Source organism: Anaeromicrobium sediminis, from assembly GCF_002270055.1.
Taxonomy (GTDB): Bacteria; Bacillota; Clostridia; order Peptostreptococcales; family Thermotaleaceae; genus Anaeromicrobium; species Anaeromicrobium sediminis.
Map to the genome: position 1 here is coordinate 250,919 of NZ_NIBG01000003.1, position 15,242 is coordinate 266,160.

Sequence of the window (15,242 nt, forward strand, 5' to 3'; positions counted from 1 at the left end):
CCTCCTAATAATAAAAGTTTTTAAACTCCACATAAAAGATATTTTCCTTAATATCTATTATGTATACCTCTGTACCTGATTTAATATATTTACCATTCACATGTTTAGCAGGAGCGTTATAATTATTACCGTTTATCGTATATGTAATCTCTCCAAAACCATTTTCAACAATGGATGATTTAACTTTTCCAGTTAATTGCATGATTTCATCCTTTGAAGGTGCACTAGTATTTTGTGACTTATGCAGTGGTACAATAATAAGCCTGTAGACAAGTGCTGATATTATATAAGCAAATAAAAATGATAGTGCCAATGTGTACATGGTAGACAAATTTTTGTAGGTGTTCATAATACCTACACCACCAAATACAGTAATGAATATTATCACTGTAATAGGTTTTAGTGGAAAAATAATCAGGTTAAATAAATCTATATCTCCTTCAATCCCTCCCTCTAGATTAGTAGAATTAAACAATTGACCCAATATTAATGAAACAATGGTATATAATACACCTGTGAAGAATGCAACTTTATATAGTACAAGCATACTTAAACACTACCTTTCTGGGAAATATTGGCTTAGGGTAACATTTTACACTATTTAACATGAAAAAAATGTAAAAATTTGGAGAGAAGCTGTTATTTTTTATTTTTGTAAATTTTATATAAAAGAAATTAGTTTTAGTAAAAATAATAAAGAAGATTAAAAACTTCTAAAAATTAATTTTTAAAGCCTCAATCTATAAAAAAATAGATTGAGGCTTTATTTTAATAAAAATATGAATCATATGGTAAAATATTGATTATGACTTTATATTTAAGAAGATTTTATAGAAATGTAGTATTTAGAGTAGCTTGAAAATATAATGATCTAAAAGTATTCTTTTAACCAATTAGTTCCTTTGAATTCAGAGGTGAAGAGTCTAATATTAGAAGAATGAGATTTAAGTCTAAAATACAAGTTTGTATAAAAGGTGTCTAAGCCAATAGTGCCCTTTGCTAGAACAGCAGTGGCTTTAAACCGACTATGAACATCTGCAGTGAGTAGATATTCCATTGCTTCTTTAGTGCAGAATTTTATTTCTCTAAGATCTACAAAAAGACAACTTTTAATAACATTTTTTCTAACATAGTCGCAAAGATGCTTGGCCTCATCAATATCAATTATAGGATTGTTAATTAGAGTAATTTTTAGTATTTTATTATTAAGTGGTTCAATTTTAGCATATTCAGTCTCATACTGTAACATGGCTTACCCCTTTCTGCAGGTCGAAAAATATTATGTTTCTATTATGATTCGACAAATATTATGTTTTTCCTTTGTACGAAATAAGTTAATATTGTATGAATTTATTATATAAATAAAACTGATTAGAGAATGTAGGAGAAAGGAATGAATTATTTATGCTATTTCATAAATTAATTGAAACAAATAGATTAGCTTTAAGGATTTTAGATGAATCATATGGAGTTAAGGTATTAGATTTCTACTTAAGAAATAAAGAATTTTTTCAGGTATGGGAACCTAGAAGAGACGAAGAATTTTTTCGCTTAGAATTTCAAAAAAGACAACTTGAGAGTGAAATAAAAGAAATTATTGAAGGTAGATTATTTAAGGTATGGATTTTTGAAAAGGAAGATAAAGAATTTGAGAATGTTATTGGATCAATAGCACTAAATAATATTGTGAGAGGTTGTTTTCATTCGTGCTTTTTAGGTTATAAGATAGATGAACATAAAAAGAATAAGGGGTACATGACAGAGGCCATAAAGGCAGTAATTGATCATGCTTTTAGTGAATTAGAGTTACATAGGATAGAGGCTAATATAATGCCACGTAACAAGGCGTCTTTAAGAGTTGTTGAAAAACTTGGTTTTTACAGTGAGGGGTTAGCAAAGAAATATTTAAAAATCAATGGGAAATGGGAAGATCACATACATATGGTTTTACGTAATGAAGAAATGGAATAGTCATTTTAATATATAAATAATGATATGAAAAAACTCTAATAGGAAACTACCTATTAGAGTTTGGTTTGATTGTTTTATTCAATCTATACTAATCTTTTTTCAATCCAGCTCCACATAAAGGAAGTATCACTTTACCATCTAATTCGCTATTATTTGCATTGTAATAATTTATGAATCCGGCAAAGGTTGCTGCAGTAGTAGGTTCTACATAGAATCCTTTTTCAGCTAGGTATTTTCTTGCTTCAACAATTTTATTTTCTGGAGCTGTAATGATTTCACCTTCTGTAGCTCTAATAGCTTCTAATATTTGTTTTCCTCTCATTGGTTTAGCAATGGCGATTCCCTCAGCTAAAGTTCCTGTATTTGTAACCTCATCAACAGAATCTTTTCCTTCTTTAAAAGCTCTATATATAGGAGCACAGCCCTTAGCTTGAACTGCAATAATTTTTGGTATTTTTTCTATTAAACCTAAATCCAATAATTCTTTAAATCCATAATAACAACCTAATAAAAGAGTACCGTTTCCTACTGGAATTACTAATGAACCAGGCAAATCTCCATTTAGCTGTTCATAGATTTCATAGGCATAGGTCTTTGTACCCTGGTAGAAAAATGGATTATAAACATGACTGGCATAAAAGCCTTCTCCATTTTCTACTGCATTTAAGGCGGCCTTTGCAGTATCTTCTCTAGTTCCCTTAACTATATGAACTTTTGCACCATGGGAAGAAATTTGCTTAATCTTTTTAGAAGAAGTGCCCTCAGGAACATAAATATCACATTCTATTCCTACTCTACTTGCATAAGCTGCTATTGAATTTCCAGCATTTCCACTGCTATCTTGAATAACTTTTTTTATACCAAGTTCCTTAGCTTTAGAAATTAATACTACAGCACCTCTATCTTTAAAAGATAAGGTGGGCATTAAATAATCAACCTTTACTAGTAAATTAGGATTGTCTTTTTCAAGAGGTATAATAGGCGTTAAACCTTCACCCATAGTAAGGTCTTTCCATAAATTAAAACTATCATCAAAAGGAAGCGTTTTCAAATATCTAAATAAGTTCCATTCATTACTTAAAATATCTTCCTTTGAAAATATAAAATCAAATTTTTCAAGGTCTAATAACCCTCCACATTCACATCTAAAAACTAGTGTTTTAGGGTCATACTTTTTATCACATTCACAGCATATATACTTAATTGACATAATATCCTCTCCTAAACTATTTTGTAATTCTTATAAAATATTATATTAAAAACTTCACAAAATATAAAAGAATATATGAAATAAGCTCAAACAAATTATTGAAAAGATAAAAGAAATCAATTTGGGTTTAACCCATGGGCAAATCCTATGAAATACTTCAGTATAGAGTATAAAGAGGAAAATGTGAAACTTAAATATTCTATTTTTAGTATAGTATATAGGCTAATTATAATAGCAGCTATTGTCACTTATATGAGAAAATTACAGTTGTAGCGGATTAAGTCGAGATAAAAAAGAAAAATTTCACAGAAGATGGAGGGCAAGAATATGGATAAACAATTTTTTGTTGGATTTGGAACATTGGCTTTAATTAATGCTGGATTAGCCCAAGGAAAAAATAGATCAGGTCTTAATTGGTTTCTCCTTTCTTTAATATTGGGACCTATAGCCACTTTTTTTATTGTCATATCAGAAACGAAATAAGAAGAGGATATAATTACTTATAAACTAAGGCTTATTATGTGGGAAATGTAAAAAAATCTATGCTCAAATGAAAATAATAACTTCTTTCTGGTGATAATTAAAAAGAATATTAAAACCAGAAAGGAGTTTTTTTCATACTAAAATTAAGTGTATATATGTAAATTAAATAGATGTTAAAATTTCATTAATCCTTTGAGAAAAAACATATGAACTCATAAAACTACTTATAAAAGAGGAAATAATTTTTATTTTTGAATATATATTATTTTAAAAATAACAATAATAATATAATTTATTTTTATATAAACGGAAAGTTGGGTGAATATTTTGGCTGAACCTTTAATGATTGTAATTAGAACAATTTTGGCACTTATTCTTCTTTTTATATCTACAAAAATATTGACTAAAAGAAGCTTATCTAAGTTAACTTATTTTGACCATATTGCCATGTTTACTTTAGGAACTTTAGGTGGCAATCTAGCATTTAATGTGAAGATAAAGATTATATATTTTATTATTGCTATGACTGTAACTACAGTAGTTGTTTTTTTAGCAAGCTATATTTCTTTAAAATCCAGGTCATTACGTAAACATTTGGCTGGAGAACCTACTATTTTAATTAGGAATGGAAAGATATTAGAAAATAATATGTATAAATTACAATATTCTTATGACTATCTGATTCAACAACTTCGCCAAGAAGATGTTTTTGATATTAGCCATGTTGAATTTGCCATATTAGAACCTAATGGAGAGTTAAGTGTTCAGTTAAAATCTGAAAATCGCCCTTTAACTCCAAAGGATCTTAATATAAAGACTAACTATGAAGGTCTTGCTACGGAAATAATCCTAGATGGAAAGTTAATAGAAAATAATCTTAAGTTAAATAATTTAACCAAAGAGAGCCTCAACAAAGAACTACATAAAAGAGGAATTAAGCATATAAAGGAAGTGGCATTTGCAGCAGTAGCTACAAATGGAAGTTTATATATAGACCTTTATAAAGATTGATTTATTCCTTACTTATATCCAATTAAGTTATGATTTTTCGTAAAGTTACCAACAAAGGATTAAGTATTTTTTAAATAGCACTAATTTACAGCATATATATGTTCATTATTATTAAAACTATTTCTATAGATGTACTAAGTTTACAAAATATAATTACAAAAATGGAAAGATAGGAGATTATTAAATGAAAAAAATAATTCTTATATGTACCGTCTTTTTTCTAATGATTAGTGCAAATATAGTATATGGTCAAGCTGAAACCAGTACTTATACTGTTCAGCTTGGAGATAGTATGTGGAAAATTGCTGTAAAGTACCAAATTGGTTTAAGTGAAATTATCTCTAGTAATCCTCAGATTAAAAATCCAGCATTAATTTATCCAGGGCAAAAACTAAACATTCCTAATATTGCAGATGTAAAGAACTTAGAAAATGAAGTAATAAGGCTTGTTAATGTGGAAAGGTCTAAAAATGGATTACCTGCCCTTAAAGCCAATTGGCAATTATCTAGATGTGCTAGATATAAATCACAGGATATGATTAATAAAAACTATTTTAGTCATCAATCTCCAACTTATGGTTCTCCATTTAAAATGATGGAATCCTTTGGACTTAGATTCTCTTCTGCTGGAGAGAATATTGCAAAAGGACAAAGAACGCCACAAGCAGTTATGAATGCTTGGATGAACTCCCCTGGGCACAGAAATAATATTTTAAGCAAGACCTATACTGAAATAGGTGTTGGTTTGGCTAAAGACAAAAATGGAGTATGTTATTGGACACAAATGTTTATGAAACCTACAAAATAGAATGTTGATTGTAAAAATTATAGAGCGTTGAAATAATATATGAAGCCTAAATCTTTAAAGGAAAAAGATTTAGGCTTTATTTTATTATAATGAGAAAAATATTTCAGGAAACATATGGTAAAATTATATTTAATCACACTAACTAGGCGGTAATAAAAATATAAAGGAGTGTTGTAAATGAAAGAAATATTTAAGCAAATACCCTTATACAGATTTCTAAAGTTCTGTAATGAAGAAAATATGGACAAAGTAGTATTAGACTGTGGAGCTGGGGGCGATTGCCCACCTTTAAGTCTATTTTCAGAATATGGATATTCAACCTATGGAATTGAATTTAGTGATGAACAAATGAAGAAAGCCAATGTGTACGGAAAAATTAAAAATCAAAAATTAAATATAATAAAGGGAGATATGAGAAAATTAGATTTTGAAGATGACTCTATGAGTTATGTCTATTCTTATAATTCTGTATTCCATATGACAAAGGCAGATGTTTTAAAATCTATAAATGAAATGAAGCGTGTTTTAAAGCCAAATGGATTACTATTTGTAAATTTCCTCACCACAAAAGATTTCCGATGTGGTGAAGGTCCTTGTGTTGGGGAAAATGAATATGAACAAATGGACGATGATATACCTGTGATACATTCATATTTTGAAGAACAGGAAGCAGATAGATTTTTTCAGGACATGAAAATTTTATATAAGGAAGATAGGGTCTTAGAGAGAATATATGAAGGTGAAAGAATTAGACAAGGATTTATAGATTACATAGTTAAGAAAATGGATTAAAATAACATTAGGGAAATGGAATGAGGAATAATATGAGAAGAGAAGATTTTAAAAGATGGTCAGATATTAGGAAAAAGGGGCAGATGAAATACATTTTGTTATACGGTATTTTATATTGGGGAATGCCTCTTGGGCCAATCATAGTATTGTTAAACACTATTAGAGACAAAGGTTTCCAGGTATTAAATGACTGGATAAGTATAGCTAGCTGCATAATGATAGGCATTATATATGGTATTTTAATTGGGACCTTGTATGGAGCAGTTAAGTGGAGGTCAATGGAGAAAAGATGGTTAAAAGAATCAATAGTGAAATGAGAAGTAGCCTATTAGATTATTTAAATTATGATAAATATGTAAATGCCTATATAATAAGTGCTATCTTCAATCATATATCAAACTTTCATTATGAAGTTCAATTAGATAAGAATAATAATATAAAGGGAATTGCATCCATTTGGGAAGAGGATAAAGCTGTAACTCTAAGAGGAAAAAGGGGATTTTGCAGAAAATGGTTTAATAAACTTTGTGATAAATATGATTTCTATGATTTAGAAGAAAGCTTAATTTATGATCTCATGGGAAAAGATAGTTGTAATTTATTTGAAAAAAAGATTTTATATTATCTGATTATGACATGTAATTCTAATAGATCAATCTCAAATGGAGAAACTATTGACTACAAATCAGTTTATAAAGAGGAATGGAATAAAATATCTCAATTATATTATGAAAAATACAATATTGAATTTACAGATTTTCAGCCACAAAATATGAAATGGCTAGTTGTATATGATAAAGAAGACCCTATTTGTAATATCTGTTTAGAAAAGGTAGACAGTAAAATATGGGTGTTATCTAATTTTTATACTGCACCTCATATGAGAAATATTGGAATAGGTACAAAATTACTAAAATCAATATTAAAGGACTATAGTAAAAATGAATTTGTACTATTTGTTAATATTGAGAACAAAAGGGCCATTGAGTTATATAAGAGGTTAGGATTTAAAAAACATGAAAAGGTAGGTAATATTGAATTATAATAGTTAAAATATTTAAATTGGGTCACACTTGAAAATATAATATGAGTACTGTAGGGATTAATTTTGTATAATAAATCCTTATAGGTTTAGATAAATGGATCAAAGTTTTCTATTATGATCTATTTTTTTTGTCTAAAAATCAATGGGAATGAAGTAGTATGAAATCTTGTTAATACTTGAAAATAACAGCTTTATTGGTGTTTTGTTATACAAAAAAGAAGTGAGATGTATGAAATATAAACTATAAAAAATATTTTCGTTATCATGTTGACAAATAGAAAAAATAAGAATATCATGATAGTAAATTAGAATATTCGCATATACTCATATAATCATATGGTAAATATGAGTTCAAAAAAATCAGTAATATTGCAAAGCGAATAAGGGAGGGATTAAATTGTTAAAATGGATCAATGAAATATTCAAATTTTCATGGCTTAGTAAGTTAGTTGAGAAGTTAATTGAAAATGTTTTTGGTATTTCTGTGACCACTCAGTTAGGTTCTAGTATACATTTTTTTATTTACGACACAATTAAAATTATTATTTTACTTGGAATTATGATTTTTGTAATTTCATATGTTAGAAGTTACTTTCCACCTGAGAAGACAAAGAAAATATTAAGTAGATTCAAAGGAGTTAAAGGAAATATAATGGCATCACTTTTAGGGATAGTGACTCCATTTTGTTCCTGTTCATCTGTACCAATCTTCATAGGTTTTGTTGAAGCTGGAGTTCCACTAGGATTAACTTTTTCATTTCTAATAACGTCACCAATAGTAAATGAAGCTGCATTTGCCATATTGCTAGCTTCATTCGGGGTAAAGATAGCAGTAGTTTATGTTATAACAGGTGTAATTGTGGGAGTTGTAGGGGGCTTATTAATAGGGGCACTTCATTTAGAAAAGGAAGTTGAAGAATATGTCTATGAAATACAGATGGGTGAGGTAGAAATAGAAAAATTAAGTAAGAAAGATAGGATTAGTTTCGCAGTAGATAATGTGAAGGAAATTATTAAGAGGATATGGATATATTTGGTAATTGGTATTGGTATAGGAGCGGCCATTCACGGATGGGCACCAGCGCCACTTCTTGCTAAATATGCAGGTCCAGATAATCCATTTGCAGTATTTGTGGCAGTAGTACTTGGAATTCCCCTATATTCAAATGCTTTAGGAACTATTCCTATTGCTGAGGCACTAATCAATAAAGGGGTAGGCATAGGAACAGCTCTATCATTTATGATGGCAGTTACAGCATTATCATTACCAGAGATGATTCTTTTAAGAAAGGTTATTAAACCTAAACTAATAAAAGCATTTGTAATTATTACAGGGATAGGAATAATTCTTGTGGGATATCTATTTAATGCTATAGCCCATTTACTAATATAAATTTTTTATTATAAAGGGAGTGTTTTATATGAATATTAAAATTTTAGGAACAGGATGTACTAATTGTAAGAAATTAGAGGCTAATGCAAAAAAAGCTGTTGAGGAATTAGGTTTAGCAAATATAACTATTGAGAAAGTAGAAGATATACGCCAAATCATGAAATACGGTGTAATGAAAACACCTGCATTAGTCATTAATGAAAAAGTAAAGATAGTGGGAAAGGTAGCTAAAACTGAAGAAATAAAAAATCTAATGAAAATATAGATGTATTTTAACCAAAAGTTACAGAAATAAAATGTAAAAATAGATACGGAAATATAATAAGAAAAATATGAAGGAGTGTTATTGTGAAGAACAAAAGAAGAGCAAAAGAAGCCTTAGGATTCTTTGGGAATTATCTAACTATTTGGGTTACGCTATGCATTATAGCTGGAATTATGATTGGTCAATTATTTCCACAGTTTCCAAAGATATTAAGCAAATTTGAATATGCACAAGTTTCTATACCCGTGGCCATACTCATATGGCTTATGATTTATCCTATGATGTTAAAAATAGATTTTTCAAGTATTGTTGAAGCTACTAAAAAACCAAAAGGTTTAACTATCACATGTGCTACAAACTGGCTAATAAAGCCATTTACAATGTATTTCTTTGCATGGCTTTTTTTAAAAGTAATCTTTAAAGCCTTTATACCAGCACAGTTAGGAACAGAATATTTAGCAGGGGCCGTTTTATTAGGTGCTGCACCATGTACGGCCATGGTATTTGTTTGGAGTCATCTAACAAATGGAGATCCTGCGTATACACTAGTCCAGGTAGCTGTAAATGACTTGATTTTATTAATAGGATTTACTCCCATAGTAGCCATATTATTAGATGTGAGTAATGTGGTAGTTCCGTATGATACATTGTTTTTATCAGTAATACTATTTGTAGTAATTCCATTATCAGGAGGTTATTTATCAAGAAAATATGTAATCAAAAATAAGGGCAAAGATTATTTTGAAAATACTTTTTTAAAGAAATTTAATGGCATTACTGAATTGGGCCTTTTACTTACACTTATTATAATATTTTCTTTCCAAGGAGATGTAATAATGGATAATCCAGTGCATATTGGCTTAATTGCCATTCCATTAATAATACAAACATTTTTCATATTTACTGTGGCATATGGATGGGCTAAGGTTTGGAAACTTCCTCACAATATAGCAGCCCCAGGTTCCATGATTGGAGCAAGCAACTTCTTTGAATTGTCAGTTGCCGTAGCCATATCCTTGTTTGGATTAAAGTCAGGTGCTACTTTAGCAACTGTAGTAGGTGTCCTAGTGGAAGTTCCATTAATGTTAACTCTTGTAAAAATAGTAAATAGTACGGCCCATTGGTTTCCACAGGAAAGTAAATTAAGAAAATCTATATAATGACTTAAAAATAAAAATGGAAGATGAGTAACAATAGTAATTAATATATATAAAATAGTAAATGAGGGGGAATATAATATGAATTATAACCATGATCCTTATGGAATAGGGGAATTTAAAGAAAGGGAAAAATGGGAAAAAGAAAAGAAGGACAAGAGAGATACGTCTTTAGACATGATAATGAATACCCTAATGACTATTGAAAAAAGATTAGAAAAAATAGAAAATAAAATGAACAATTAATATTGTTGGAATAATTATGTTATGCTAAAATGAGTTAGCCTATTGGCCAGCTCATTTTTTGTCTTAAAGTATATTAATTTAAATAAAAAATTTTAAAGGAGAAGCTAAATGCTAAATAGATGGAAGGATATATCCTATTTATTGAATGGAAATAATAAACAACAGAAGGCTTACGAGGTACTGAATAATATAAAAATATTTAATATATTAGAAAAATATCATCCCATATTAGTAGGAACTATTCCCATAGAAATTGACACTGAAAATAGTGATTTAGATATTATTTGTGAAGTATATGATTTTCATGAATTTGAAGAGCTTGTTATAGCTAAATTTAAGTATATGGAAGGATTTAAGATTCATAAAGAAGATATGAATTTAGTAGTGAATTTTAAATATGATGGATTTGAAATTGAAATATTTGCCCAATCCTTAGAAACTCACAAGCAAAATGCATATGTACATATGATAATTGAGGATCGAATATTAAAGATTGCTGGAGTGGATTTTAAAAATGAAATATTAAAACTAAAAGAAGACGGAGTGAAGACTGAACCTGCCTTTGCTAAGTGTGTAAACCTTGAAGGAAATCCATATATTGAATTATTAAAATTATATAGTTTTAGTGATGAAGAAATATTAGGAATGATAAATTTACAATAATTCAATAGTATTTACCGGGAAATACTGTAAAAGTTAAATTAGAAATATATAAGATAGAATGAAAAAAGCCCTAAAATTTACATTTAGGGCCTTTACTATGTTATTAAACAATTTATTCTGGTTTATTTTTATCTAAATATAATAAAGCAGCTTCACTCAGTACTGCTGATGCTTGAGGTAGTATATCCTCATCTATATTGAAGTATGGATTATGTAGGCCGTTTGTAGTACCCTTTTCTTCGTTACCAGTACCAACTACGAAAAATCCTCCAGGAACCTTTTGTTGGAAATAAGAAAAATCTTCACCACCCATACTAGGAACATTCTCTATATGAATATTATCTTCTCCCAACATAATTTCCCCAGCTTCCTTAACTATATCTACCATATAGGTATCGTTGATAACTGGAGGGTAGTAAGGATCATATTGAAACTCATAAGTCCCACCATTAGCCTCAGTAATACCCTTAATAAGCTTTTCCATAGAAGCTGGAATAAACTCTCTCATTTCATTAGTAAGACTTCTAACGGTTCCCACCATTTCCACATGATCAGGAATTATATTGTGAGCAGATCCACCATTAAATTGAGTAACAGATAAAACGGCAGGTTCTACTGGATTTATTTGACGACTTATTATAGTTTGTAAACTCATGTATATTTGGCAACCTATAGATATGGGGTCCACTGTGCTATGAGGTTGTGCACCATGACCACCCTTACCATAAATTTTTATACTAAACTTATCTGGAGCTGCCATCATAGAATCATATGTTAGGCCTATTTTTCCAGATTCTAAATTCGGCCATACATGGGCTCCTATGGCTGCGTCTACCTTAGGATTATCTAGTACACCTTCTTTTATCATTCTATCTGCTCCACCAGGACCTTCTTCTGCCGGTTGGAATAAAAATAGAATATTACCACTGATTTTTTCTTTCATCTGAGAAAGTATCATGGCAGCACCAAGCAACCAGGTAGTATGGGCATCATGGCCACAGGCATGCATAAGACCCTCCCTAGTAGACTTATACTCCACATCATTTAATTCTTTCATTTTAAGACAATCCATATCAGCTCTAAGTAATATGGTTTTACCTGGCTTGTGTCCCTTTAATAATCCTGTAACTCCTGTAATACCAATATTTCTCTTTACTTCTAGTCCTAACTTTTCTAATTTGTCTCCTACTAATTTGGCAGTTTTTACTTCTTCAAGGGCCGGCTCTGGATAGGCATGGATTTCTCTTCTAATTTTAATTAGTTCTTCCTTTATGTTATTAGACAAATTTAAAATTAAATCTTTATTCATAAAACAATTCCCCCTTCTATACATAATTGTATTATATTTTTGAGACAAGTATTCAATTTTTTTGGAATAAGATTACAGTAAAGATAATAATTATTATTAATGAAAGGGTGAGAATTATATGAAAAAAATCCTAATAGTAATGATTTTTATTACTTTTTTATCTAACATATCTTATGGACAAGTGGTGAATAAAGATGAATATTCGGAAGCAAGGGCCTTAGTAATAAAGGCTAATGATCCTACCGAGAAAAATGGAGAAAGGATTCAGCTGGTGAAATTAAAAATACTTGAGGGAAAATATGAAAATAAAATTGTGAAAGTAAAACATATTATTGGGGAAGAGACAACTTTGGTAAGAGAAGTTAAAAAAGGTGATAGGGTTATTTTATCAATAGATAAAAGAGATAAGATAGTCAATATATACATATCTAATTATGGGAGAAGAGAATATGTATATTACATAAGTATAATTTTCATACTCTTATTACTTGTCATAGGCAAGAAAAAGGGAATAAAGTCTACAATAAGTCTTGGTCTTACTATATTGGCCATATTTAAAATATTGCTACCAGCCATATTAAAGGGTTATAATCCCATATTTATTACTGTTGCCATGTGTAGTTTTATAACTATAATAACCATGTTTATGGTGGGGGGAATAAATTATAAGAGTATATCAGCAATTATTGGAACCATAGTAGGAATAATAATAGGTGGATCAATAGCTATAATAGTAGGTAATAAAGGCCATGTGACAGGAATGAGTAGTGAGTCCGCATCTATGCTCATGTTCATACCTCAAGAAGTAGAATTTAATTTTAAATATATTTTATTTTCTGGAATAATAATGGGAGCACTAGGGGCTATAATGGATGTGGGAATGTCCATTGCCTCATCTGTAGAAGAAGTATATAAAGCAAACAAAGAAACTAGCCATAGAAAACTATTTTTATCAGGTATGAACGTAGGAAAAGATGTTATGGGTACCATGAGTAATACTTTAATATTAGCTTATGTAGGAAGTAATATACCCCTATTATTATTACTAATGGCTCATGGCAATACTGTCCCAAATATATTAGATTTAGAATTGATAGTAGTAGAGATAATTAGAGCACTATCAGGAAGTATAGGATTGATTATGACTATTCCTATTACAGCCTTTGCGGCAAGTTTCTTAATATGTAAGGAAAAATAGTCCAATAATAAATAGATGAATAACTACCTTTTATGAAACTCCAAATTAAATAGTTGGAGTTTTATTTATTGCAAAAAAGGAATTTGTACAATAATGTAGAAAAGGATAGAATATTCTATAAAATAATATGGGGCTGATTAGGGTGAATAAGGGATCGAAGGTAGAAAGTGAATTTTTCATAAATATGGATAAAAACAATGTGGAAGATGTCATATGTGTTTTCAAAAAAATTTATGAAGAAAATAAAAGAGAGATTGAATATTATAAGGAACTTGAAAGTGAGTTTAATACTATAATTGAGTCATCTTCTGATGGAATCCATGTAACAGATGGAGAGGGAACTACCCTAAGATTTAATAGGGCTTGCGAAAGAATTGAAGATATTAGTAGAAAAGAAATGATTGGAAAGAACATGAGGGATATGGTTAAAGCAGGTATCTATTCTAAATCTGTCACTGTAGAAGTGTTAGAAAGTAAAAGGTCAGTAACATTACTTCAACATGTTAATGGAAAGGAAGTAATGGCCACGGGAACTCCCGTATTTAAGGATGGAAGAATAAATAGGGTAGTAATAAATTCTAGAGATATAACGGAGTTAAATAAATTAAAAAGAGAATTAAATGATGCCTATACTATGAAGGAAAAGGCTGAACGGGAGCTAGAGTTCTTGAGACAAAGGGAAACAAGTGAAAGGAATGTGGTGGCAGAAAGTATTTCCATGAAGAGAATTATAAAGTTGGCAGAAAGTGTGGCTAAAGTAGATTCTACCGTGTTAATTCAAGGAGAATCGGGAGTGGGAAAGGGCGTTATAAGTAGTTTTATACATAAAAATAGCAATAGAAGAAAGGGCCCTTTTATAAAGATTGATTGCTCTGCCATACCTGAAAATTTACTAGAATCAGAACTATTTGGGTATGAGAAGGGGGCCTTCACAGGAGCTAATAATAGGGGGAAAATTGGATTAATAGAACTGGCCAATAAGGGTACTTTATTTTTAGACGAAATAGGTGAAATGCCTTTAGGTTTACAGGCTAAATTACTTAGGTTTATACAGGATAGGGAGTTTATAAGAGTTGGTGGAAAGAATCCCATATCTGTTGACATAAGGGTGATAGCTGCAACTAATAGAAGTCTTAGGAAGATGATAGATGAAAAAAATTTTAGACAAGATCTATACTATAGATTAAATGTAATTCCCATATCTATTCCACCTTTAAGGGAGCGAAAGGAAGATATAAGGCCCCTTATAAACTCAGCTTTAAATAAGTTAAATAAAAAATATAATTTTACAAAGCGATTTAATGTAGATACCCTAGAAATGTTAGTAAAATATACTTGGCCAGGAAATGTAAGGGAGTTAGAGAATATTACAGAGAGACTAATAGTTACTACTTCCTTTGAAGAAATCATGCCAGAGGATTTGCCTAGTACTATAGGGGAAAGTGTTCAAAACAAAAGGTGTTTTAATATGGATAATATTAAATCATATAAGGATTCTATGGATAAATTTGAAAGGAGCCTTTTAATGGAAATAAAGAAAAAATCTAATAGTACCATTGAAATGGCTGAAATTTTAAAGATAGATCCTAGCACTGTTAGAAGAAAATTAAAAAAACATCATATTAAAATAGATTTTGAATAAGGCAAATTTGCATCGAAAGGCAAATTTGCCTTTTGACATTTTTCCTCGG

Annotated in this window: 18 protein-coding genes; 14 read left to right on the plus strand and 4 right to left on the minus strand. The window is 29.8% G+C overall.

Going from position 1 to position 15,242, the window contains the following annotated elements; genetic code table 11:
- Positions 1–4: 4 nt before the first annotated feature.
- Positions 5–547, minus strand: coding sequence for a hypothetical protein (locus CCE28_RS05955; protein ID WP_095131949.1), 543 nt, complete (start codon positions 545–547; stop codon positions 5–7).
- 324 nt (positions 548–871) lie between these two features.
- On the minus strand, positions 872–1,249 hold the full coding sequence (locus tag CCE28_RS05960; protein WP_095131951.1) for a DUF7793 family protein: 378 nt from the start codon (positions 1,247–1,249) through the stop codon (positions 872–874).
- Positions 1,250–1,404: 155 nt separating this feature from the next.
- Between CCE28_RS05960 and CCE28_RS05965 the strand changes: the two genes are divergently transcribed.
- Positions 1,405–1,971, plus strand: a complete 567-nt coding sequence (locus CCE28_RS05965) for a GNAT family N-acetyltransferase (RefSeq protein WP_095131954.1) — start codon at positions 1,405–1,407, stop codon at positions 1,969–1,971.
- Between the two features lie 88 nt (positions 1,972–2,059).
- Here CCE28_RS05965 and CCE28_RS05970 read toward each other — a convergent pair whose 3' ends face one another.
- The gene (locus tag CCE28_RS05970; protein WP_095131956.1) at positions 2,060–3,181 is read right to left on the minus strand and encodes a threonine synthase; all 1,122 of its coding nucleotides are present in this window, start codon (positions 3,179–3,181) and stop codon (positions 2,060–2,062) included.
- Positions 3,182–3,508: 327 nt separating this feature from the next.
- On the opposite strand from CCE28_RS05970, the gene CCE28_RS22165 reads away from it, so the two are divergent.
- From CCE28_RS22165 to CCE28_RS06015, 11 genes are all read left to right on the plus strand, one after another.
- Positions 3,509–3,664 (plus strand): hypothetical protein, encoded by a 156-nt coding sequence (locus CCE28_RS22165; protein ID WP_176461684.1) that lies wholly within the window; start codon positions 3,509–3,511, stop codon positions 3,662–3,664.
- Positions 3,665–3,991: 327 nt separating this feature from the next.
- Positions 3,992–4,675 carry a DUF421 domain-containing protein gene (locus tag CCE28_RS05975; RefSeq protein WP_330396822.1) on the plus strand — a complete coding sequence of 228 codons (684 nt, stop codon included), beginning with the start codon at positions 3,992–3,994 and terminating at the stop codon, positions 4,673–4,675.
- A gap of 184 nt (positions 4,676–4,859) precedes the next feature.
- Complete coding sequence (gene safA / locus CCE28_RS05980) at positions 4,860–5,483, plus strand: SafA/ExsA family spore coat assembly protein (RefSeq protein WP_095131958.1); 624 nt, start codon at positions 4,860–4,862, stop codon at positions 5,481–5,483.
- Positions 5,484–5,660: 177 nt separating this feature from the next.
- Positions 5,661–6,275: a class I SAM-dependent methyltransferase gene (locus CCE28_RS05985; RefSeq protein WP_095131960.1), complete on the plus strand. Its 615-nt coding sequence runs from the start codon at positions 5,661–5,663 to the stop codon at positions 6,273–6,275.
- A gap of 32 nt (positions 6,276–6,307) precedes the next feature.
- On the plus strand, positions 6,308–6,592 hold the full coding sequence (locus CCE28_RS05990; RefSeq protein WP_095131961.1) for a hypothetical protein: 285 nt from the start codon (positions 6,308–6,310) through the stop codon (positions 6,590–6,592).
- Positions 6,565–7,320 carry a GNAT family N-acetyltransferase gene (locus CCE28_RS05995; protein ID WP_095131963.1) on the plus strand — a complete coding sequence of 252 codons (756 nt, stop codon included), beginning with the start codon at positions 6,565–6,567 and terminating at the stop codon, positions 7,318–7,320. The genes CCE28_RS05990 and CCE28_RS05995 overlap by 28 nt, the downstream gene beginning before the upstream one ends.
- Before the next feature lie 397 nt (positions 7,321–7,717).
- Complete coding sequence (locus tag CCE28_RS06000; RefSeq protein WP_095131964.1) at positions 7,718–8,713, plus strand: permease; 996 nt, start codon at positions 7,718–7,720, stop codon at positions 8,711–8,713.
- Positions 8,714–8,741: 28 nt separating this feature from the next.
- Entirely contained in the window at positions 8,742–8,978 is a 237-nt protein-coding gene (locus CCE28_RS06005; RefSeq protein ID WP_095131965.1) for a thioredoxin family protein, read from the plus strand.
- Between the two features lie 83 nt (positions 8,979–9,061).
- Positions 9,062–10,138 (plus strand): ACR3 family arsenite efflux transporter, encoded by a 1,077-nt coding sequence (arsB, locus tag CCE28_RS06010; protein ID WP_242972918.1) that lies wholly within the window; start codon positions 9,062–9,064, stop codon positions 10,136–10,138.
- A 78-nt stretch (positions 10,139–10,216) separates the two neighbouring features.
- A complete protein-coding gene (locus CCE28_RS22170; protein WP_176461685.1) occupies positions 10,217–10,381 on the plus strand; it encodes a hypothetical protein in 165 nt (54 codons plus the stop codon).
- 108 nt (positions 10,382–10,489) lie between these two features.
- Positions 10,490–11,044 (plus strand): DUF4269 domain-containing protein, encoded by a 555-nt coding sequence (locus tag CCE28_RS06015; protein ID WP_095131967.1) that lies wholly within the window; start codon positions 10,490–10,492, stop codon positions 11,042–11,044.
- A 112-nt stretch (positions 11,045–11,156) separates the two neighbouring features.
- Here the strand turns inward: CCE28_RS06015 and CCE28_RS06020 are convergent, their stop codons facing one another.
- On the minus strand, positions 11,157–12,353 hold the full coding sequence (locus CCE28_RS06020) for a M20 metallopeptidase family protein (RefSeq protein ID WP_095131969.1): 1,197 nt from the start codon (positions 12,351–12,353) through the stop codon (positions 11,157–11,159).
- Between the two features lie 118 nt (positions 12,354–12,471).
- Here CCE28_RS06020 and CCE28_RS06025 point away from each other — a divergent pair, with 118 nt between their 5' ends.
- Positions 12,472–13,551 carry a YibE/F family protein gene (locus tag CCE28_RS06025; RefSeq protein WP_095131971.1) on the plus strand — a complete coding sequence of 360 codons (1,080 nt, stop codon included), beginning with the start codon at positions 12,472–12,474 and terminating at the stop codon, positions 13,549–13,551.
- Between the two features lie 142 nt (positions 13,552–13,693).
- Positions 13,694–15,193, plus strand: coding sequence for a sigma-54 interaction domain-containing protein (locus tag CCE28_RS06030; RefSeq protein WP_176461686.1), 1,500 nt, complete (start codon positions 13,694–13,696; stop codon positions 15,191–15,193).
- Positions 15,194–15,242 lie beyond the last annotated feature (49 nt).

What these genes read in the sequence shown, in the direction of transcription:
- CCE28_RS05955 (WP_095131949.1), bottom strand. Translation starts at nt 547, where the DNA reads ATGCTTGTACTATATAAAGTTGCATTCTTCACAGGTGTATTATATACC.
- CCE28_RS05960 (WP_095131951.1), bottom strand. Translation starts at nt 1,249, where the DNA reads ATGTTACAGTATGAGACTGAATATGCTAAAATTGAACCACTTAATAAT.
- CCE28_RS05965 (WP_095131954.1), top strand. Translation starts at nt 1,405, where the DNA reads ATGCTATTTCATAAATTAATTGAAACAAATAGATTAGCTTTAAGGATT.
- CCE28_RS05970 (WP_095131956.1), bottom strand. Translation starts at nt 3,181, where the DNA reads ATGTCAATTAAGTATATATGCTGTGAATGTGATAAAAAGTATGACCCT.
- CCE28_RS22165 (WP_176461684.1), top strand. Translation starts at nt 3,509, where the DNA reads ATGGATAAACAATTTTTTGTTGGATTTGGAACATTGGCTTTAATTAAT.
- safA (WP_095131958.1), top strand. Translation starts at nt 4,860, where the DNA reads ATGAAAAAAATAATTCTTATATGTACCGTCTTTTTTCTAATGATTAGT.
- CCE28_RS05985 (WP_095131960.1), top strand. Translation starts at nt 5,661, where the DNA reads ATGAAAGAAATATTTAAGCAAATACCCTTATACAGATTTCTAAAGTTC.
- CCE28_RS05990 (WP_095131961.1), top strand. Translation starts at nt 6,308, where the DNA reads ATGAGAAGAGAAGATTTTAAAAGATGGTCAGATATTAGGAAAAAGGGG.
- CCE28_RS05995 (WP_095131963.1), top strand. Translation starts at nt 6,565, where the DNA reads ATGGTTAAAAGAATCAATAGTGAAATGAGAAGTAGCCTATTAGATTAT.
- CCE28_RS06005 (WP_095131965.1), top strand. Translation starts at nt 8,742, where the DNA reads ATGAATATTAAAATTTTAGGAACAGGATGTACTAATTGTAAGAAATTA.
- CCE28_RS22170 (WP_176461685.1), top strand. Translation starts at nt 10,217, where the DNA reads ATGAATTATAACCATGATCCTTATGGAATAGGGGAATTTAAAGAAAGG.
- CCE28_RS06015 (WP_095131967.1), top strand. Translation starts at nt 10,490, where the DNA reads ATGCTAAATAGATGGAAGGATATATCCTATTTATTGAATGGAAATAAT.
- CCE28_RS06020 (WP_095131969.1), bottom strand. Translation starts at nt 12,353, where the DNA reads ATGAATAAAGATTTAATTTTAAATTTGTCTAATAACATAAAGGAAGAA.
- CCE28_RS06025 (WP_095131971.1), top strand. Translation starts at nt 12,472, where the DNA reads ATGAAAAAAATCCTAATAGTAATGATTTTTATTACTTTTTTATCTAAC.